Origin of the sequence: Halegenticoccus tardaugens, from assembly GCF_004116405.1 — an archaeon.
GTDB lineage: Archaea > Halobacteriota > Halobacteria > Halobacteriales > Haloferacaceae > Halegenticoccus > Halegenticoccus tardaugens.
On the sequence record NZ_SDIC01000003.1, the window covers coordinates 259,398 to 277,411 of the forward strand.

Genomic DNA, 18,014 nt, shown 5'->3' on the forward strand with positions numbered 1-18,014 from the left:
CACGACCGCGGGACGGACGCGCGGTAACCGTTCAGTAATCGATCATAGTTACTAAGGGGTTGTCTTAACTATATATGGGAAAGGAATATTCGGTGTAGACAGGAGCGAAACCATGAGCACGACCCCGAACCCGCCGGCCAGAACGACCGACATCGAGACGGAGTGGCCGCGTTTCGAACTCGAATTCACCTTCAACCCGAAGCTCGCGGGGAGGGAGTTCGACCCGGACGAGGTCGTCGTCTACGACCGGCGCGTCGGCGTCAGCGCGACGCGGTGGATCGCGGCGGAGCGCGGCTCGTACGTCGCGGTCGACGAGGTCCGCTGAGCGCGATGTCGAACGCTCCGTCGTCCGTCGAGGACCGTTCGTCACGGCTCATCGTCGACGCGCGCGCCGCGCTACTGCGGGTCGCTCGGCCGCTCGTCCTCCCGCTGCGCGTTTTCGCCTTCTGGACGGCCGTCGTCGTCCCGGCGTTTTATTTTCACGCCCTCTATCACGGCTTTTGGCCCCGGTTCGTGCTCCTCGTTTGCGTTCACGCGGTCGCGCTGCTCCTCGGTCGCAACCACAACCGGGGGTGACCGCGGCGGTTCGGTTCCGCGCGAGAGCCGTCGCTCGTCGCACGCTTCGGTCTCGTTACGGTCACCGATCGTCGTCGACCGCAGGCGGCTCTTCGTCGGCCTCAGGCGGTCGCCATCGCGCTCAGGCGCTCGCGAACGCGTCCAGTTGCGCCTGCGACTCGGGCGACCGATCGGGCCCGACGCGGCGAAGCCGCGAGGCCGGGAAGCTGTACCGCTTCAGTTCGGTCGCGTCGAGCGAGTCGCCGGCGCGCACGGAGTCGAGGTACACCGCTTCGACGACCGGTTCGTGACCGCCGTAGTCGGCGTTCGTCTCGTACTCGGAGACGGCGATGCCGTCCTCGGTCGTCGTCTCGTCGGCGCGGTCGGCCGTCACCCGGGTGACGACCAGCCTGCGGCCGGTCTCGCGGTCGCGGACGAGGTCGCCGACCGCGATCTCGTGGCGGTCGCACAGCCGCGGGCCGACGTCGGTCGTCGGCACGAACAGCCGGCGGCCGCAGACGGCGCAGGCGGCGGCGCGCTTGCCCGGCGGCGGGACGCGACCCTCGTTGACCTCGATCGCGACCCGGCGGAGGTGTTTACACCGCGATCCGCGGATCGCGTGGTCGGGGCAGGTGCAGGTCCGCCCGTCGAGGTCGACCACGTAGGTGCCGTGATCGGTCTCGACGACGTAGCGGTCGTCGCGGAGCGGGCGAACGAGCATCGGCTCGGTCCGCGCCCGGCGGGACCGGCCGGTGTACCCGCCGCCCGGGAGGGTGGTTTTCGTGCGGACGGGGATCGGTGACGCTGGTGGATTTCTGGTTTGCGTCATGGTTCTGTACGTCGGGGCGAGCCGCCGCCCCGGAGCAACCAATATAGGTTCCGGAGCCACCTAAACCTTCGGCTCAGCCCCGAAAACCTTCGAATTCGTCTTTTCCGACCGATTCTGCGGACTCCCGCGCCGACCGCCTAAGGCCGTCACACCGACCACCGCAGTCCCCCACGCCGACCACCGAAGTAAGCCCCACCGATCGCCGAAGTCCGCCGTACCGACTATCGAAGTCCTTTTGATACGCCCGGCGGAAACGCCGGGCATGGATCTCGAAGAGGGGGCGCTCCAGCAGATCGTCGTCTCCGTCGTCGCGGTCGGGTTTTTCATCGCGCTCATTCTCGCCATCGGGATGACGTTCGGCACCAGCCTGGGGCAGTCCGGCGGGCTCGCGCTCGTCGGGAGCATCGTGCTCTTCATCGTCGTGATGGCGCTCGTCGGCTTCTTCCTCTCGCGGTGAGCGCCGGCGGCTACGATTCGACCTCGCTTTCGCGGTCGCGCCAGTCGGTGACCTCCCCGGCGTCGGAGAGCGCCGCCTCGTAGTAGCCCATCGGGTGCGAGATCGTCTCGCACCGGGCGTCGGGGTTCACGCAGTCGTCGTACGCCCGCATCGTCGCGCAGGAGGGCGGCGGGTACTGTGCGCCAGCCTCGTCACGGAGGTACTCGGTCTGATAGCGGATCGCCTCCTCGTCGAGCGGGGTGTCCCGGTAGAGGTCGATGATCTCGTCCGTGTCCATGCCGATCCCGGTAAGAAAGGCGGTGAGCGAGAACGCCGAGTGCGGTTCGAGATCCGCCTCGCGGCGGGCCCGTTCGAGGAGGCGTTTCATGCAGGGCGGAAACAGCTCCGGCGCGACCGTGTCGATCCGCCACGCGCCCTGTCGGTCGGCGAGCAGTTCCCGAAGCGCCTCGACCTCCGGCTCCAGCGCGTCGGCGATGCGCTCGCCCTCCGCGCTCGCGCGGACGTCGAACGGGAGTCCCTCGGCGACGCGTCGGCGGACCGCCTTTCGGAGCAGCCGGTACAGCTCTTCCCGTCGGACGCGGACCGCTCCCGCGGCGACTTCGCGGTTGACCAGCCGCCACTCGTCGCCCCACCCGGGGTCCGAAAGGCGGAGGTACGCCCCGAGAGCGATCCTGAAGGCGTCCGGCTCCCGCCCGTGCTCCGGCGGCTCCGTCCGTACGTCGGCCGCCAGGTCGAACTCGCGGAGGCAGTCGTCGATCGACGCCGTCCGTCGATCGGTGCTTCGGAGGCCGTCGTCGCCGGCCTCGAAGTCGGCGACGAACCGCTCGTGGGCGGTCGCCGCCTCCGCGGCGGCGTACTTGCGGACCGCCGCGCGCGAGTCGACGAGCGAGACGAGGATGCGCGCGACGGGGTACGACAGCAGCTCGTCGCGCAGGCTCCACTCGCCGGGGTCGTCGGGGGCCGTCGTTCCCGAGAGGAGCGCGCGCTCGACCCGCTCGCGCCCGCGGGCGACCGCCGGCGCGTCCTCCGCGACGAGCGCCGACAGCGCGACTCCCGAGGCCTCGACCGCCTCCCGGGCCGCCTCGAAGAAGGGGTACCGGGCGTGGAGCGGGCTCATGCCTCTCCGTATTCCGTCGGGCGAGGATAAACTCGACGATCGACGCGACCGTCGAGAGAAACGGAACGTGTCCCCCGGGAAACGTCACGTTTCCGGCGACTCACTCGCAGACCGCACAATCTATATTCGTGACCGCTCAACCGACGGGACAGTGCCGCACTTCGCGTACCCGTGCCCGGGCTGTCGAACGACGAACGACCTCCACGGCGCGGACTGCCGCTTCGAGGGGACGCCCTGGCCGGAGATCGAGAAGGCGTACACCGATGTCGTCGCGCTCCTCTCCGCCGGGCCGCGGAGCGAGCGCGACCTCCGGCGCGGCGTCCACGGCGAGTGGGGGGCGCTTCACGCCGCGGCGCTCGATCGGCTCAGGACGGAACAGCGGGTCACGGAGGAGGACGGCTCGCTCCGGCTTCTCACCGCGGCCGAGTACAAAGAACACGTCTCGGAGCCGACGCGGGAGCCGATGCGGACGATCTACCTGAAGGGGAGCGTGCCCGGCTGTCACGACAACGCCGTCTTCGCGATGATCGCGTGGTACGAGATGGTCGGTCTCTCGTGGGCCGAGACGAAGGAGAACGTCGTTTCGTGGCTCGAAGAGAGCGGCTCGTGGGCCCGCGGCGGCTTCGAGGAGGCCTCGCCCGAACAGCTCGTCGAGTCCAAGCGCCACGTCTACGAGGCCGGCTACGGGTGGAAGGAGAAGGCGCAGGCCGCAAAGAGCCTCATCGACCGGCGCGCGTGATGCGGGCAACCGTCCGACACAAACGTTAGGCTCGCCGCGACCCTTCGGTCGGCATGAGCGTTCCCGAGGCGGCGACCGCAACGGCCGGGATTCGGAACCCGCGCCGGGCGCTCGCGGTCGTCGTCGCGGTCGTCTTCGTCGACCTACTCGGCTTCGGCGTCGTCATCCCGATCCTCCCCTTCTACGTCCGCAGTTTCGGCGTGAGCGACGTGTTTATCGGCCTGCTCGCGGCGTCGTACTCGTTCATGCAGTTTCTCTTCGCCCCCTTCCTCGGCCGGCTCTCCGATGAGCGCGGCCGCCGCCCCGTGCTGATGCTTTCGCTCTTGGGGAGCGCGATCGCGTGGGTCGTCTTCGGCCTTGCCGGCGAGGCCTCCTCGTTCGTCGGCGTCACGGCTGGGGTCGCCACGCTCTTTCTCTCCCGGATGGTCGCCGGCGCGATGGGCGGCAACCTCGCCGCGGCGCAGGCGTACGTGGCAGACATCACGCCGCCGGAGCGTCGCGCGGGTGCGCTGGGACTCATCGGCGCGTCGTTCGGCCTCGGATTCATCTTCGGACCGGCGATCGGCGGGTTGCTCGCCAGCGATCCCGTCGTCGCGGCCGCGGATCGCTCGCTCCCGGCGATCGTTCCCGCCACCCCGTTTTCGCTCCCCAGCTTCGCCGCGGCGCTCCTCAGCCTCCTGAGCCTCTGTCTCGCCGCGTTGTTCCTGTCGGAGCCCGATCGAACGCGCGGTCCGGCGGGGCGCGGGACGCTCGTCGGGCAGTTCGCGTCGGCCCTCCGCGACGCCGACCTCCGCGGGCTCGTCGTCGCCTTCTTCCTCGCCTCGGTCGCCTTCTCGGGCGTTCAGGTGATGTTCATCCCCTACGCGGCGGACGTGTACGGCTACGACGCGACGCAGACGGCCTTCCTCCTGACGTACGTCGGCGTCCTCGGCGTCGTCAACCAGGGCGTGCTAGTCGGTCAGCTTTCGAAGCGGTACGACGCCGCGCGCATCGCCGTCGTCGGCGCGGTCGCTCTGCTCGTCTCCCTCGCCGTGCTCCCCTTCTCGCCCGCTCTCGGTCGGCTCCTTCCGGCGCTCCCCGACGCGCTCGCCGCGACCCTCTCCCGGGAACTGCTGGCGCTGCTCGTCGCGCTCGGTCTCCTCTCGTTCGGCAACGGACTGCTGAACGTCGCGCTCTCGACGCTCGTCTCGACGGCCGCGAGCGCGGAGACGCAGGGGAGCGCCTTCGGCGTCACGCAGGGGGCGGGGAGCCTCGGTCGGACGATCGGTCCGCCGGTCATGGCGGCGCTGTACGTCCTCGTCTACTGGTCACCGTTCGTCTCCGGCGCGCTGCTCATCGCGCCCATCGTCGCCCTCCTCGTCGGCCTCGCGGGACGACGGCGCGCTCCGACGGTCGGGTGACTGTCCGCGGTCTCCCCTCTCCGATGGAGCGGAGCCGAAAAATATCGATCGCGGGTTCCGACGGCGATGCGGCCGGTCGCTCAGAACCGCGACAGCCGGATCTCGTCGTCGGCGACCTCGCCGACGGCGTTCTCCTGCAGCGGGTAGCTATCCTCGTCGGCGTCGCTCCAGCCGAGTTTCGACATGATGGCGTCCGTCAGCCCCGGGTCGGGGTCGACGTAGGCGGTACCGTGGCTCACTTCGACGACTCGTCCGATCTCGTCGCCCTCCGCGTCTACCACGCGCTTGCCCTCGTCGTCCTCGGTGAAGTTGTGTGCCATGCACCCGAACGTACTCGCGCCGGGTTTATATCCATTTTAGCCACCTCAAACGAATGTGATAGGTTCCCTCTCGGAGCCGGCGCTTCGGCGAGCGGCGCGGTAAGTGGTGGCTGATAGTGGTTCGTGAAGGTACGATGCGGTAGAGAACGGTACCGTACGGCGCGATTCGGACGAGCCGGAAGACGGGGCGGTGAGAGGCGCGACGAGCGGGCGGCCGGACGGCCGCTAATCGCTCTGGATGCGCGGTGCGAGCATGTACGTGACGTTCCCCATCCCCTCCGCGAGCTCGTAGTGGAGCTTCACCGGGAACTCCTCGCCGAGTTCGACGGTCACCTCCGCGTCGGAGGGGATCGCCTTGTTCATGTCCTTCAGGTAGTCGAGCGAGAAGAGGGAGTCGGCGGGACCGGCGGCGAGGTCGATGAGGTCGTCGCGGCCGAGTTCGAGGTCGACGTCGTCGGTGTCGCCCTCGGCTTCGATGAAGAACGCCTCCTCCTCTTCGTCGACGCGGAGGCCGATGTGGTCGGACACCATGTCGGCGGCCTTGATCCCGCGGTCGAGCTGGTTCCCTTCGAGGACGATGGTCGCCGGCAGGTCGAGATCCGGGATGTCCGGCTCCTGGCGGATCGAATCGGGATCGATGAGCGCGAGGGTGTACGAGAGGCCGTCGATTCGGATGTGGAGCTTGCGCGTCTCCTCATCGAGTTCGAGGTGGACGAGGTCGCCGGCGTTGGCCATGCCCGCGATGTCTTCGAGCCGCGAGAGGTTGACGCCGATGACGCCGCCGTCGGCCTCGTAGGACTCGAAGGCGGCGGCGTCGAGCGAGAGGTCGACCATCCCGACGTTCGCGGGATCGACGGCCCGGATGGCGAGTTCGTCCTCGTTGAGTCGGATCTTGCACTCGTCGACCAACACGCTCACGGAGTCGAGCGCGTCTCGCAGGGTCGACGCGCTCACGATCGCCTTGAACATATGTGCGCTCGTACGACAGGGGCGTTAAAAAGCCCGATGATTCGTAAGTGTCTCGCGTGCGCACACGGCGCGCGTGCGGCCCGTCGCGGTCCCTGCCGGGCGTTCCGTTCTCGGTCGTGCCGTCCGTCTCCGGCCACGCCTTCTCTCGTCTCGGCCGCACCTTCTATCGTCGTCCTCGTCGTATCGGACGAACCCATGTCGACGCTAGACGCCACCCGAGAGCTGACGCGAGCGGAGGTCGCAGCGTACCTGCGGGCGTTCGCGGACCGACTCGACGGCACCGACGGCGGACCGCACGGCACCGGCGTCCCCCGCGCGACGCCGAGCGATGCGGGCGGACCGGAATCGACCGCCGAACCGCCCGACGAGTCGGGCGACGGCGCACCTCCTGTTTCCGACGCCGCCGACGATGCGGGCGCCTCGAACGCGGCCGACGAAACGGCGATCGCCGTCCCCGAGGAGACCTCCATCGCCGTCGCCGGCGAGGAGGAGCGGCCGCACGCGGCGGCGTCGAACGACGACCGTCCCGTCTCCGCGTCCACCGGGAAGGTGACGCTGCTCTCGGGCACCGACGGCGCGACGATCAACCCCCCGGAGGCGGTGACGTTCGAGGTGGCGGTCGACGCCACGTCGTCGCTGCTGCGGGCGAGCACCCGCCGCCGGGTGACGTTCTCGCTGTCGTGGGACGCGGCCGACGAACCCGAGGACGACGAACTCCGGGTTCAGTGAGCGTCCGGACGGCGCGGTCGTCCTGCAGGATATCGGTCGCCCCGTCCGCCGTCGAGTCACCTTCTTTCGTACACCTGAGCAACAGCGTCGTTACTCTCGAATTTGCTCGACCTACTAATTGAATGCGCCCCGTAGCCGGCCGAATACCGAAAATCAATCCCCCAGTTCTTGGAGCTTCTTTTGCACGTGCGCGTAGACCTTTGGGTGGAGATTCATTCCTTCATCCACGAGGTCGTAGAGGATTTCGGTTGCATCATCCGACGTTACATCCCCCGCTTTCGTACACCTGAGCAACAGCGTCGTCACCCACCAGCACTCGACGCCGTGACTCCGGGCGACCTCGATCAGCCCCTTGTCGTTAGCGAGAAGGATCTCCTCGTTAGCCTCTGCCAGCAGGATCACTGACGCGTCGGCCACCGCAATTCCCTCCATCGACGCCACTTCGTCGGCTGCGTCCGGCGTTCCGTGAACAGCTACGTCGGCCAGAAACTCGTCGAGCATCGCGGTACCGCGCTTACCCGCAGTGAGGACTTCCTCCCGAACAGCTTCTGTCGTGCGAATATCGTCAAAGGCGGTCGAGACGAGGGTGAGTCGCCCGACCCACGCGAGCGGAATCAGCGCGGAGGAATCGACGACGACCATTAGATGCGACCGAGATCGCGTTCGAGGTCGTCCGTCGTGTACCCGACGTCGATCCCTTCTTTCGCGGCGAGAGTCAACATCTCGACGTATGACACGTCCGCGAACTCCGCCGCCTTTCGCAGCGTAATACTGTGGTCACGGAGCTGGTCGAGTGCCCGCTCCTTGCGCCAATCGGAGAGGCCCTGTCGGATCAGGCGGCGAAGTACCTCCGACCGATCCGCGCTCAACTCTGTCTCGAGTTCGGCGAGCGCCTCCTCGTCGTCCTCCGGGATGCGCGTGGTGACTGCTTTCATCGTTACGATCTACTACGTTACGATACGCAATAGATGTAACGGAGGTCGTCCCCGCTTCGAGTGATCTATCGGTGCACCGGGCGGGCACATCGTCCGAAATTTGCTGGCGGTAAGAGGCGAGTTCGCAGGATCGTTGCTCTCACTCGGCGAGGAGACGCCTCTTGCAGAGCCCGACGAGTGACCGATGCTTCGATGTGCCTTTCCGGGTCGACCGTCTCACGACGAGTATGAACGCGAATTCGTCGGCGACTCGCGGGTCGGCCGTATCACGCCACTCGGTGATGTACCCATGACGCGCAAGGATCACTACTACAACAAGGCGAAACAGGAGGGCTACCGCTCCCGCGCGGCCTACAAGCTCAAGCAGCTGGACGAGGAGGCCGGATTGATGAACCGCGGCGACACCGTGGTCGACCTCGGTGCGGCCCCGGGCGGGTGGCTCCAGGTCGCCGCCGAAGCCGTCGGCTCCGAGGGGACGGTCGTCGGCGTCGACCTCCAGCGGATCAAATCGATCGACGCGGACAACGTCGAGACGATCCGCGGGGACATGACCGCAGAAGAGACGAAGGAGGAACTCCGCGAGCGGCTCGGCGGGGGGGCGACGGACCCGGACGACGTGGCGTCCCGCCCCGTGGACCTCGTCGTCTCCGACATGGCCCCGAACATGACCGGCGAGTACTCGCTGGACCACGCCCGGTCGGTCCACCTCGCCCGGCAGGCGTTCGAGGTCGCGACCGACCTCCTCGCGCCCGGCGGCGACCTCGTCGTCAAGGTGTTCGACGGCCCCGACCTCGCCGCGTTCCGCGAGGAGGTGGAGCGGGCGTTCCAGTACGTCCGCGCGATCCACCCCGACGCCTCGCGGGCGTCGTCCTCGGAGGTGTACCTCGTCGGGAAGGGTCGGACGATCGCGCCCGTCTCGTCGGGCGACGAGCTCCCGGTCGAGATCACCGAGACGGGCCGCGAGGGCGACGGCATCGCCGTGGTGGAGGGCTTTACGGTGTTCGTCGCGGGGGCGGAGGAGGGCGACTCGGTCACCGTCCGCGTCACGGACGTGAAGCCGCGGTTCGCGTTCGCGGAGGTCGTCGAGTAGCGACGTTCACTCGGCCCCGACGACCAGGTCCAGCGCCAGCCGCGCGTCGCACGGGCCGCCGCGCCACGCCCCCCGCCCGCACCCCCCCGCGGCGATGATGTCCCCGAAGGAGGTGTAGCTCCCGCACTTCGGGCACCGTACCCCGCCCTCCATCCCGTCTCGCTCCGTGATGCGTATGCGTCGCTGCCCGACCATGCGTGCCGTTCGGTAGCAAGAGTCATAAAATAGGACGCTCTGGACCGCGATCCCTCCTTCTTCCCCCTTCCGCGCCGCGATCAGTCGACCGACGGCGATCCCGCGCTTTCGCCGCGCTCCCGCGCCCGAAGCCACCCCACGGCCGCGTACACGAGCGGGGTATCGAGCACCGCGATGGAGAGTTTCGCGACGTACTGGCCGACGACGAGCCCGACGATGACCTCCGCTCCCAGACCCGCTCCGATGTCGAGGAGGGCGGGTGCGAGCGCGAACGCGACGACGGTGAAGATGACCGTGTCGATGAGCTGGCTCGTGGCGGTCGATCCGACGTTTCGGAGCCAGAGCGCCTCGCCGTCGGTCCACTCGCGGATGCGGTGGAAGGCGATCACGTCCCAGTTCTGACTCACGAGGTAGGCGCAGAGCGACCCGAGGACGATGTTCGTCCCGGCCCCGAGGACGGTCGCGAACGTCCCGGGATCGATCGACCCCGCGGCGGCGGGCGACCGGATCGTCAGCCACACCAGCCCGAGCATCACGAGGTTCATCGCGAAGCCGACGTTGACGACGCGCCGTGCGAACCGACGACCGTACAGCTCGGATATACAGTCCGACGCGAAGTACGTCGCGGCGTACGCGAGCGTCCCGCCCGGCATCGAGAGCGCGACGCCGACGAGCGGCAGCGTGATCGAGATGAGCTTCGCGGAGACGAGTTGTGCGGTGACGAGGGCGGTGACGAACAGCCCGACGAGGGCGATCGGGGCGACGGACGGCGGGTCCCTCGCCTCACTCATCCCCTCGTCTCCCGTGGCGGGCGTCGATCTCGTCGAGGACGTCGAGGGTCTTCCTGATCGACGCCCTGATCGCGTCGCTCCGGTTGACGAACTTCCCGTCGTCGCCGACGTGTTCGTCCAGGTCCGCTAGCAGCTCGTCCGGGATCTCGACGCTTATCTTGGCCATATCCGGGTATTCTGGAGGGAATACTTACCCATTAGGGTTTCCTCCTCTCTCGCCCGATGACTCGGGGGAATGGGCGCATCTCGCCGGGCGAAGTCGGTCCCCTGACGATGTCGCTTCACACCTCGGCTCCGCGGGAGGGCGCGAGGTCGCGCCGGCCGCCGAGCGTGAGCACGAACAGGACCGCGAGGCCGACGCCGTAGGCGACCATGAGCGGGATCGTCACGAGGAACATCGTGATGATGCCGGCGGGGGTGAACACCGCGGCGAACGTCAGGATGGCGACGGTCACCTCGCGCCAGCGGTCGCGCATCGCGCGGTACGGCACGCCGGCGGTGTTGAAGAGCACCATGAGAACCGGCACGTCCGCGAGAAGGCCGATCCCGGCGGTGGTGTAGAAGATGAGCCAGAAGAACTTGGTGATGCGGTAGCTGATGACCATGTCCGCGCGGGCGGCGTCGGCGACGAGGTAGGAGATGACCGCCGGCGCGACGTACGCGTAGCCGAGGGCGAATCCGCCGAAGAGGCCGAGTCCGAGCGCGGCGACCCACCCGAAGATGACCCGCTGGTGCCCGCGGACGAAGCCGCGCTCGCGGAGCGCCGGCCACGCGTAGTACCCGACGATGGGGAGCGTGACGAGCACCGCGACGAGCGTCGAGAACTTCACCTCGAAGATGAGCGCCTCGACAGGGTGGAGCGCGACGACCCGGAGCGATTCGGGCCGGACGTCCGCCGGCAACCGGCTGAGGAAGTTCGCGAACACGGCCCCGAGTCCGCCGGCGTACAGCCACGTGAACGTGCCGCCGAGTACGAGCATGAAGACCGCGATCAGGCGGAACGTCCGCGAGGTGATGCTGTCGAGGATGAAGGTGATGTCCTTGTAGTAGCCGCCGATGTCGTCCTCGTCCGTCTCGCCGTCGGTCAGTTCGTCGAGGAACGTCCCCCCCGCCCGCGAGGCGCGGTCGCCGACGCTGCCCGGCTCCGGTTCCGCGCGCGCCTCCATCGCCGCCTGCACCTCGTCGTAGCGGTCGAGGATCGCCTGCGCCTTCTCCTCGTTGCCGGCCCGCAGCTCGCGGTCGGCGTGTCCGAGCGCCTCGCTCTCGCTCGTCTCGGCGAACAGGCGGGGCGGCGCGCCGCGTACCTCCGCCGTCGTCAGCGCGCGCACGTCGCGCGCCGCCGGGTCGCGGCCGGCCTGCCACGCCGCGGACAGCGCGAGCACCGCGGCGAAGAGCGCGACGACCGCGAGCGCGAGGCCGACGGCGACGAGGGCCGCCGATTCGTCGCCGAGGCCGCCTTGCAGATCCGCGAGCGCCGCGACCGCGCGCCCCCGGTACGCCGCCGGAACGTACGGGACGGCCTCGTTCCCGTACTGCTGGACGTACCGGGCGTAAGGCGTCGAGAGGACGTAGTACGCGCCGACGCCGACCAGCGCGCCGACCCCGGCGAGCACGTTCCACGTCGCGCGGAAGCGGTCGCGCCAGCTCACCCAGCCGAAGCCGCGGCGTACCGAGTCGAGGACGCCGGTCGGCTCGCGCATCCCGGCCGACGCGGCGGTTCCGGCGCTCGTCGTCGCCGACGCGCCGGCGGCAGCCGCGGGCGATCCCGCTCCCTCGCCTTCGGCGGCCGCGTCGCCTTCGTGTGCCTCGCCCTCGTGCGCCCCGTCGTAGCGGTCGAGAATCGCCTGCGCCTTCGCGTGATCGCCCTCGTCGATGGCGGCGCTCGCGAGGCGGAGCGCCTCCTCCTCCGTCATCGCTGCGAACGGCTCCGACGGGGCCGCTCGGACCCCGTCGGCGTCGAGGCCGCCGACGTCGATCGCGGTCGGATCGCCCACGCGCCCGCCGTCGTCACCGCCGCTCGCCGCCCCATCCTCACCCAGCTCGACGGCGACGAAGTACAGCAGGGCGACGACGGCGACGAGGAGGCCGGCCACCCCGCAGAGGAGGGCGAGCGTCGCGTCGGACGGCAGCGGGAGGACGGCCTCGACCGGCAGGACGCGGTAGTCGCCGAACCGGGCGAGGAGTCCGTTCGCGGCCTCGACGCCGCCGCGCTCGTAGAAGAGGTAGACGGCGGCCGCGCCGACGCCGACGCCGCCCGCGAGGACGTTCCAGCGTCGGCGGGCGGTCCGGGCGAGGCTCACCCGCTCGCTCCCCCGCTTGGCCGTCACGACGACCTTCGCGAGATAGAGGCTGAACCCGTAGAGCACGAGCAGCGGAACCGCCCACATGATCTGCGTGAACGGATCCGGCGGGGAGAACACCGCCCCGAAGACGAAGATGGCGAGGACCGCGTGCCGCCACTTGTCCCGGAACGTCTCGTACCGGACGACGCCGCTGTAGGACAGCCCCGTGATGGCGAGCGGCATCTGCGCGGCCAGCCCGAACGAGAGGGTGAGAAAGAAGATGAACTCCGCCCACATCACGATGGAGTACGAGGCCTCGAAGCCCGCCGAGAGCGCGTTCTGCGCGAGGAACTCGAACATGAGCGGAAAGAAGAGGTAGTAGCCGTAGAACAGCCCGCCGACGAAGAGCACGAGAGAGAGCGATCCGACGAGAAAGACCTTCCAGAGCTTGATCGGGGCGTCCGGCCACCTGCCGCGGTCCTTCAGCGCGTCGCGGGCGAAGTAGACGAACGCGGGGAGCGCGACGATGATCCCGACGGCGAGGCTGATCTTCGCCTGCAGGAGGATGACGTCGAACGGCGTCTGCGCGATGATGTTCACGCCGTCCCGCACCGCGGGTTCCATCCGGGCCATCGTCACGCGCTTGAGAAAGTCCCAGACGTAGAGCTGAAGCGCGTAGAACGCGCCGAAGAAGCCGAGCAGGAAGACGATGAACACCTTCTGGAGGTCCTTCTGCGCGGCTCGCAACATCGCGCCGGCGGTCTGCCGGCCCTCGTCGAGTGCGCGGCGCGTATCCTCGTCGAGCGCGCTAGACATAGTGATCGAAAACCGTCTCGCGGTTATCAATCTTTTCGACCGGATCGCCCGCCGGCCATGGAAAAAGGCCTATAACGAACCGGCGGCGTAGGGAAACTGAATGGGCGACGAATCGGAGTCGGGCGCGCGTTCGGGCGTTACTGAGCTTTCCGACGCGGAGGAAGACGAGTCCGCGGAGTCCGTCGACGCGGGGGAACGCGACGGGTCGGCGTCGGAGGGGGACAGCGACGCGTCCGACTCGGCGGATTCGACCGGCGACTCGGCGGATTCGACCGGCGACTCGGCGGACTCGCCCGACGACTCGGCGGACGCCAGCCCGTCCGACGCCGACGAATCCGGCGGCGAAGTGGACGCCGGGACCGAAACCGGAGGCGAACGCGCCGACGACCCGGGCGCAGAATCCGCCCACGGTGACGACGCCGGCGCGAGCGACCTGCCGCCGCCCGAGGAGTTCGACTCCGAGGAGGAGTACCTCGAAGCGGAACGGGAGTACCTCGACCGGCGGGAGGAGGAGCTGATCGCCGCCGACCCCCTCCTCGACGACGGGCCTCCCGACGAGCGCGACGAGACGGACGAGGTCGACGGGGACGCGGCGGACGCGACCGTCGTCGACGAGGCGGGCGCTCGCGCGGACGTCGACGCCGACGAACTCGACGGATCCGGCGAACTCGAAGGGAGTGACCTCGACGGCGCCGAGATGGCCGACGTGAAGGGGACGACGGCGGACGCGGACGCGGGTTCGGAGGAGGCGGACGCGGCGCTCGACTCACAGCTCGAACCCGTCGAGCCGCCGGTCGCGGAGTCGGAGGACGGCTTCGACGCCGAGGACGAACCCGAAATCGAGGCGGACGCGGCCGCCGTCGACGCAGACGAGGACGAAGGCGACGAGGACGACGAGTTCCTCGACCGGGGGATCGTCGGCGACGGGCCGGAGTACGACGAGGAGATGCCGCTCGCGGACCACATCGAGGAGATGGTCAAGCGGCTCGGCGTCGTCTTCGTCATCGGCGCGATCGTGACGCTCGTGGCCTTTCCCACCGCTGATCGGCTCATCAACTACATGTGGAACACCCACATTCCCGGCGCGGTCACGAACGCGGCGCTTCGTCCCCGGCTCTACAGCCCGCTGGAGTTCATCCTCACCAAGCTGAAGGTCGCCGGCCTCGCCGGGCTCGTCATCGGCCTCCCGGCGTTCGTCTACGAGACGTACCTCTTCATGCGCCCGGGGCTGTACCCGAAAGAGCGGCGCTACTACCTCGCGGCGGTGCCCACGAGCCTCATCCTCGCGCTCGTCGGCATCGCCTTCGCGCACTTTATCGTCCTGCCGGCCATTTTCTCGTACTTCACCGTCTACACGGAGCGCGCGGCCGACATCGCGTTCGGGCTCGCGGAGACGTTCAACCTCATCCTCCTGCTCATGGGGTACATGGCGATCGTCTTCCAGATCCCGCTCTTCGTCATGCTCGCGATCATGATGAACCTCGTCACCCGCCGGTGGCTGGAGGACAAGCGCCTCATCTTCTGGGGGTCGTTCTTCGGCCTCTCGTTCCTCGTCAGCCCCGACCCGACCGGCATGGCCCCGATCATCGTCGCCGCGACGATGATCGTGCTGTTCGAGGGGACGCTCGCGCTCCTGCGCTGGACCGGAAACTGAGTGCGGGCGGCTCGACCGTCCGTCCCGTCACTCCCCGATCGGGTACTCCGCCGCGAACACGTCCTCGACGAGCGGTTCCGCGTCGTCCTCCCCGGCGGGGCTCACGCTCCCGGTCCGGTAGCCGTGGAGGTCGAGAGTCACGTGGTCGAACCCGACGTCGGCGAGGTGTTCGCGCGCGGCGCGGACGAAGTCCACGTCGAGCGCCGCCGCCATCTCCTCGGGTGCGACCTCGATCCGCGCGAGGCCGTCGTGGTCGCGCACCCGGAACTGCGAGAAGCCCCACGTCCGGAGCAGGCGCTCCGCCTTCTCGACGCGAGAGAGGCGCTCCTCCGTGACTTCGAGACCGGTCGGGATGCGCGAGGAGAGACAGGCCATCGAGGGCTTGTCGGCGACGGAGAGGTCGTACCGCGCGGCGATCTCACGGACCTCCTCCTTCGACACGTCGTGGGCGAGGAGCGGCGAGAACACCTCCAGCTCCTCGACGGCGCGCAGACCGGGGCGGTGGCCCTCGCCCGGGTCCGAGGCGTTCGTCCCGTCGCAGACCGTCCCGATCCCGAGTTCGCGCGCCCGCTCGTACATCTTCCCGAGGCGCATCGTCCGGCAGTGATAGCAGCGCTCGCCGTCGTTTCGGACGAAGTCGGGGTTGTCCAGCTCCGAGAACTCGACGACCTCGTGGCGGACGCCGATCTCGTCGGCGACGCGCTTCGCGTCCGCCAGCTCCTCCTCGGGGAGGGTCTCGCTCTTGGCGGTGCAGGCGACCGCGCGCTCGCCGAGCGCGTCCCGCGCGATCGCGGCGACGACGCTCGAATCGACGCCGCCCGAGAACGCGATCAGCGCGCCGTCGCGCGTCGCGAGGTCGTCGCGGACGGCCGAGAGCTTCTCCTCGACGCTCGTGGTCATGGTCGCGGTTTCTCGTCGGCGCTAAAAAGCCCGTTGCACCCGGCAGCCGCGTCCGATCCCCGGACTCGTCGCCGGATGGCCCCCACGACGCGACGACCCGCAACGTTTTGTGTCAGCCGGGGATACCCCGGGGTGAATGGAGTTCGAGGCCATCCCGGGCGTCGGGGAGAAGACGGCGTCGGCGCTCGCCGAACTCGACGGGGCGGAGGCGGCGCTCCGCGGGGGCGACGTCGCCGCGTTGGCCCGCGCGCCGGGGATCTCCGAGGGGCGCGCGGCGGCCATCGCCCGGGCCGCCATCAAGCAGGAACACGGCGAATCCGGCGATTTTCTGGCGACCGACCGCGCGCGGGAGGTGTACCGCGACGTCCTCGCGCTGCTCCAGCGGCGGACGGTGACGGACTACGCCGAAAAGCGGCTGGAGACGCTGTTTCCCACCGCGTCGCGCTCGCGGATCGACGAGGTGCGCGCGTTCGCGGCGCGGGCGACGGAGCGCGACCCCGACCCCGCCGTGCTCGACGCGCTCTCGGGGGTCGAACCGCTTCGCTCGCCGCCGCCGCGGCGCGTGCGCGACCGCTGTCTCGCGACCGCCGACGCCGAGCGCTACGCCGAGGCCGACGAGGCCCTCCCGGAGCTGTCCGTCGAGATCGTCGAGGACGGCCGCGGCGTGGCCGAACTCGCGCGGTCCTACGCGACGGTGATCGTCCTCGACGAGGAGTTCGCCGGCATCGACGTCGCGGGCGACGTGCGCGTCCTCCCCGACGCGCTCTCCCGACCCGAGGAGACCGTCCCCGAGCGGCTTCTCGAATTTTTCGCGGAGAACCGCTCGCGGCTGGAGGCGGCCCTCGCGGTCCACGAGGCGGCCGAGATGGACCCGGCCTGTTCGCCCGCGGCGCTCCGCGACGCGCTCTCGCGGCTCGACGACGACGGGACGATCGTCGGCGACGGGGAGCTGGACCGGCTCGTCGTCGCCGTGGACGACCTCGACGCGGCCGTCTCGACCGCCGAGTCCGTCGCGAACGACCGCCTGCGCGACGCCATCCGCGAGCAGGACGTGACCATCGAGGGGACGGACTTCCTCTCCCTCGTCGAGCAGGGCGCGCGAGTCGACTCGCTCCTCTCTCGCGAACTCGCGGACCAGTACGACGAGGCGACGGCGCGCGCCCGCGAGCACCTCGTCGACAGCCTCGACCTGCGCCCCGAGGAGGCGAGCCTCATCGATCGGCTGTTCGACGACGAACCGACGTTCCCGGTCGAGCGCAACGGCGAGGTCGTCGCCCGCCTCCGGACGGAGCTTTCGGCCGCCCGCGACCGACGCGCGTCGCGGCTGAAGGCCGACCTCGCGTCGGACCTCGCCGCCCTGCGCGAACCGGTCGAGGAACTCGTCCGCGACGCGCTCGAACTCGACGTCGAACTCGCCGTCTCGCGGTTCGCCCGCGACTTCGACTGCGTCGTGCCGACCTTCGTCGGCGGCGAGGAGGGCGACGACGGAGACCGGGGGGACGAGGAGGGCGACGACGCCGACAGTGACGTCCTCACCGGGCGCGCACCCGGCTTCTCGATCGAGGGCGGCCGCTCGCCGCTCCTCGACGTGGACTTCGAGGCGGTCGAGCCGGTCGACTACGCCGTCTCGGGGGCGACGTTGCTCTCGGGGGTCAACAGCGGCGGGAAAACCTCGACGCTCGACCTCGTGGCGACGCTCGTCGTCCTCGCGCAGATGGGGCTGCCCGTCCCGGCCGAGCGGTTCGAACTGGGCGTCTTCGAGGAGTTACACTACTACGCGAAGAGTCAGGGGACGCTCGACGCCGGGGCGTTCGAGAGCACCCTCCGCGACTTCGCCGACCTGACGGCGGGCGGCGAGCGACGGCTCGTGCTCGTCGACGAACTCGAGAGCATCACGGAACCCGGCGCGAGCGCGAAGATCATCGCCGGTATCCTGGAGGAACTCGACGGAAAGGGATCGACGGCGGTGTTCGTCTCCCACCTCGCGGGCGAGATCAGGGAGACGGCGGGGTTCGACGTCGCCGTCGACGGGATCGAGGCGGTCGGCCTCGTCGACGGCGAACTCGCGGTGAACCGCTCGCCGGTCAAGGGGACGCTCGCGCGATCGACGCCCGAACTCATCGTCGAGAAGCTGGCGGGCGAGAGCGACCTCGGGTTCTACGACCGATTGCTGGAGAAGTTCTGAGCCGGCGCACGGTGGCTCGGACCGCCGATGGCCGCCGTCACCGGCTCCGAT

General features: G+C 69.3%; 20 protein-coding genes. 9 read left to right on the forward strand and 11 right to left on the reverse strand.

The window, feature by feature from the left end:
- The first annotated feature begins 112 nt into the window (after window positions 1-112).
- Window positions 113-325 carry a hypothetical protein gene (locus tag C3L37_RS08915; RefSeq protein ID WP_129114259.1) on the forward strand — a complete coding sequence of 71 codons (213 nt, stop codon included), beginning with the start codon at window positions 113-115 and terminating at the stop codon, window positions 323-325.
- Between the two features lie 5 nt (window positions 326-330).
- Window positions 331-576: a hypothetical protein gene (locus C3L37_RS08920; protein WP_129114260.1), complete on the forward strand. Its 246-nt coding sequence runs from the start codon at window positions 331-333 to the stop codon at window positions 574-576.
- 121 nt (window positions 577-697) lie between these two features.
- On the opposite strand, the gene C3L37_RS08925 is transcribed toward C3L37_RS08920, so the two are convergent.
- The gene (locus C3L37_RS08925) at window positions 698-1,384 is read right to left on the reverse strand and encodes an SWIM zinc finger family protein (RefSeq protein ID WP_129114261.1); all 687 of its coding nucleotides are present in this window, start codon (window positions 1,382-1,384) and stop codon (window positions 698-700) included.
- A 262-nt stretch (window positions 1,385-1,646) separates the two neighbouring features.
- On the opposite strand from C3L37_RS08925, the gene C3L37_RS08930 reads away from it, so the two are divergent.
- The gene (locus tag C3L37_RS08930) at window positions 1,647-1,841 is read left to right on the forward strand and encodes a DUF7472 family protein (RefSeq protein WP_129114262.1); all 195 of its coding nucleotides are present in this window, start codon (window positions 1,647-1,649) and stop codon (window positions 1,839-1,841) included.
- A 10-nt stretch (window positions 1,842-1,851) separates the two neighbouring features.
- Here C3L37_RS08930 and C3L37_RS08935 read toward each other — a convergent pair whose 3' ends face one another.
- Window positions 1,852-2,958, reverse strand: a complete 1,107-nt coding sequence (locus C3L37_RS08935; RefSeq protein ID WP_129114263.1) for a DNA primase large subunit PriL — start codon at window positions 2,956-2,958, stop codon at window positions 1,852-1,854.
- A 151-nt stretch (window positions 2,959-3,109) separates the two neighbouring features.
- Between C3L37_RS08935 and C3L37_RS08940 the strand changes: the two genes are divergently transcribed.
- Complete coding sequence (locus tag C3L37_RS08940) at window positions 3,110-3,697, forward strand: DUF7474 family protein (RefSeq protein WP_129114264.1); 588 nt, start codon at window positions 3,110-3,112, stop codon at window positions 3,695-3,697.
- A gap of 53 nt (window positions 3,698-3,750) precedes the next feature.
- The gene (locus C3L37_RS08945) at window positions 3,751-5,097 is read left to right on the forward strand and encodes an MFS transporter (RefSeq protein WP_129114265.1); all 1,347 of its coding nucleotides are present in this window, start codon (window positions 3,751-3,753) and stop codon (window positions 5,095-5,097) included.
- Between the two features lie 80 nt (window positions 5,098-5,177).
- On the opposite strand, the gene C3L37_RS08950 is transcribed toward C3L37_RS08945, so the two are convergent.
- Window positions 5,178-5,417 carry a PRC-barrel domain containing protein gene (locus C3L37_RS08950; protein WP_129114266.1) on the reverse strand — a complete coding sequence of 80 codons (240 nt, stop codon included), beginning with the start codon at window positions 5,415-5,417 and terminating at the stop codon, window positions 5,178-5,180.
- Between the two features lie 225 nt (window positions 5,418-5,642).
- Window positions 5,643-6,386, reverse strand: coding sequence for a DNA polymerase sliding clamp (locus C3L37_RS08955; RefSeq protein WP_129114267.1), 744 nt, complete (start codon window positions 6,384-6,386; stop codon window positions 5,643-5,645).
- 195 nt (window positions 6,387-6,581) lie between these two features.
- On the opposite strand from C3L37_RS08955, the gene C3L37_RS08960 reads away from it, so the two are divergent.
- On the forward strand, window positions 6,582-7,115 hold the full coding sequence (locus C3L37_RS08960) for a hypothetical protein (protein ID WP_129114268.1): 534 nt from the start codon (window positions 6,582-6,584) through the stop codon (window positions 7,113-7,115).
- 153 nt (window positions 7,116-7,268) lie between these two features.
- On the opposite strand, the gene C3L37_RS08965 is transcribed toward C3L37_RS08960, so the two are convergent.
- Together C3L37_RS08965 and C3L37_RS08970 are read right to left on the reverse strand one after the other, a co-directional pair.
- The gene (locus C3L37_RS08965; protein WP_129114269.1) at window positions 7,269-7,757 is read right to left on the reverse strand and encodes a hypothetical protein; all 489 of its coding nucleotides are present in this window, start codon (window positions 7,755-7,757) and stop codon (window positions 7,269-7,271) included.
- On the reverse strand, window positions 7,757-8,050 hold the full coding sequence (locus C3L37_RS08970; protein WP_129114270.1) for a UPF0175 family protein: 294 nt from the start codon (window positions 8,048-8,050) through the stop codon (window positions 7,757-7,759). Before C3L37_RS08970 ends, C3L37_RS08965 begins: the two co-directional genes overlap by 1 nt.
- A 289-nt stretch (window positions 8,051-8,339) precedes the next feature.
- On the opposite strand from C3L37_RS08970, the gene C3L37_RS08975 reads away from it, so the two are divergent.
- A complete protein-coding gene (locus C3L37_RS08975; RefSeq protein ID WP_129114271.1) occupies window positions 8,340-9,140 on the forward strand; it encodes a 23S rRNA (uridine(2552)-2'-O)-methyltransferase in 801 nt (266 codons plus the stop codon).
- Between the two features lie 6 nt (window positions 9,141-9,146).
- Here the strand turns inward: C3L37_RS08975 and C3L37_RS08980 are convergent, their stop codons facing one another.
- From C3L37_RS08980 to C3L37_RS08995, 4 genes are all read right to left on the reverse strand, one after another.
- Window positions 9,147-9,335 (reverse strand): hypothetical protein, encoded by a 189-nt coding sequence (locus C3L37_RS08980; protein ID WP_129114272.1) that lies wholly within the window; start codon window positions 9,333-9,335, stop codon window positions 9,147-9,149.
- 80 nt (window positions 9,336-9,415) lie between these two features.
- A complete protein-coding gene (locus tag C3L37_RS08985; protein ID WP_129114273.1) occupies window positions 9,416-10,126 on the reverse strand; it encodes a queuosine precursor transporter in 711 nt (236 codons plus the stop codon).
- On the reverse strand, window positions 10,119-10,292 hold the full coding sequence (locus C3L37_RS08990) for a ribbon-helix-helix domain-containing protein (RefSeq protein WP_129114274.1): 174 nt from the start codon (window positions 10,290-10,292) through the stop codon (window positions 10,119-10,121). The genes C3L37_RS08985 and C3L37_RS08990 overlap by 8 nt, the downstream gene beginning before the upstream one ends.
- 115 nt (window positions 10,293-10,407) lie before the next feature.
- The gene (locus tag C3L37_RS08995) at window positions 10,408-13,224 is read right to left on the reverse strand and encodes a twin-arginine translocase subunit TatC (protein WP_129114275.1); all 2,817 of its coding nucleotides are present in this window, start codon (window positions 13,222-13,224) and stop codon (window positions 10,408-10,410) included.
- A gap of 100 nt (window positions 13,225-13,324) precedes the next feature.
- On the opposite strand from C3L37_RS08995, the gene C3L37_RS09000 reads away from it, so the two are divergent.
- The gene (locus C3L37_RS09000; RefSeq protein WP_129114276.1) at window positions 13,325-14,878 is read left to right on the forward strand and encodes a twin-arginine translocase subunit TatC; all 1,554 of its coding nucleotides are present in this window, start codon (window positions 13,325-13,327) and stop codon (window positions 14,876-14,878) included.
- Window positions 14,879-14,905: 27 nt separating this feature from the next.
- Here C3L37_RS09000 and larE read toward each other — a convergent pair whose 3' ends face one another.
- Complete coding sequence (gene larE / locus C3L37_RS09005) at window positions 14,906-15,778, reverse strand: ATP-dependent sacrificial sulfur transferase LarE (protein WP_129114277.1); 873 nt, start codon at window positions 15,776-15,778, stop codon at window positions 14,906-14,908.
- A gap of 136 nt (window positions 15,779-15,914) precedes the next feature.
- Here larE and C3L37_RS09010 point away from each other — a divergent pair, with 136 nt between their 5' ends.
- On the forward strand, window positions 15,915-17,963 hold the full coding sequence (locus tag C3L37_RS09010; RefSeq protein ID WP_129114278.1) for a MutS-related protein: 2,049 nt from the start codon (window positions 15,915-15,917) through the stop codon (window positions 17,961-17,963).
- Window positions 17,964-18,014: the final 51 nt, after the last annotated feature.

What these genes read in the sequence shown, in the direction of transcription:
- C3L37_RS08985 (WP_129114273.1), bottom strand. Translation starts at nt 10,126, where the DNA reads ATGAGTGAGGCGAGGGACCCGCCGTCCGTCGCCCCGATCGCCCTCGTC.
- C3L37_RS08935 (WP_129114263.1), bottom strand. Translation starts at nt 2,958, where the DNA reads ATGAGCCCGCTCCACGCCCGGTACCCCTTCTTCGAGGCGGCCCGGGAG.
- C3L37_RS08930 (WP_129114262.1), top strand. Translation starts at nt 1,647, where the DNA reads ATGGATCTCGAAGAGGGGGCGCTCCAGCAGATCGTCGTCTCCGTCGTC.
- larE (WP_129114277.1), bottom strand. Translation starts at nt 15,778, where the DNA reads ATGACCACGAGCGTCGAGGAGAAGCTCTCGGCCGTCCGCGACGACCTC.
- C3L37_RS08970 (WP_129114270.1), bottom strand. Translation starts at nt 8,050, where the DNA reads ATGAAAGCAGTCACCACGCGCATCCCGGAGGACGACGAGGAGGCGCTC.
- C3L37_RS08955 (WP_129114267.1), bottom strand. Translation starts at nt 6,386, where the DNA reads ATGTTCAAGGCGATCGTGAGCGCGTCGACCCTGCGAGACGCGCTCGAC.
- C3L37_RS08975 (WP_129114271.1), top strand. Translation starts at nt 8,340, where the DNA reads ATGACGCGCAAGGATCACTACTACAACAAGGCGAAACAGGAGGGCTAC.
- C3L37_RS08990 (WP_129114274.1), bottom strand. Translation starts at nt 10,292, where the DNA reads ATGGCCAAGATAAGCGTCGAGATCCCGGACGAGCTGCTAGCGGACCTG.
- C3L37_RS08925 (WP_129114261.1), bottom strand. Translation starts at nt 1,384, where the DNA reads ATGACGCAAACCAGAAATCCACCAGCGTCACCGATCCCCGTCCGCACG.
- C3L37_RS08965 (WP_129114269.1), bottom strand. Translation starts at nt 7,757, where the DNA reads ATGGTCGTCGTCGATTCCTCCGCGCTGATTCCGCTCGCGTGGGTCGGG.
- C3L37_RS08920 (WP_129114260.1), top strand. Translation starts at nt 331, where the DNA reads ATGTCGAACGCTCCGTCGTCCGTCGAGGACCGTTCGTCACGGCTCATC.
- C3L37_RS08995 (WP_129114275.1), bottom strand. Translation starts at nt 13,224, where the DNA reads ATGTCTAGCGCGCTCGACGAGGATACGCGCCGCGCACTCGACGAGGGC.
- C3L37_RS08915 (WP_129114259.1), top strand. Translation starts at nt 113, where the DNA reads ATGAGCACGACCCCGAACCCGCCGGCCAGAACGACCGACATCGAGACG.
- C3L37_RS08950 (WP_129114266.1), bottom strand. Translation starts at nt 5,417, where the DNA reads ATGGCACACAACTTCACCGAGGACGACGAGGGCAAGCGCGTGGTAGAC.
- C3L37_RS09010 (WP_129114278.1), top strand. Translation starts at nt 15,915, where the DNA reads ATGGAGTTCGAGGCCATCCCGGGCGTCGGGGAGAAGACGGCGTCGGCG.
- C3L37_RS08945 (WP_129114265.1), top strand. Translation starts at nt 3,751, where the DNA reads ATGAGCGTTCCCGAGGCGGCGACCGCAACGGCCGGGATTCGGAACCCG.
- C3L37_RS08980 (WP_129114272.1), bottom strand. Translation starts at nt 9,335, where the DNA reads ATGGTCGGGCAGCGACGCATACGCATCACGGAGCGAGACGGGATGGAG.
- C3L37_RS08960 (WP_129114268.1), top strand. Translation starts at nt 6,582, where the DNA reads ATGTCGACGCTAGACGCCACCCGAGAGCTGACGCGAGCGGAGGTCGCA.
- C3L37_RS09000 (WP_129114276.1), top strand. Translation starts at nt 13,325, where the DNA reads ATGGGCGACGAATCGGAGTCGGGCGCGCGTTCGGGCGTTACTGAGCTT.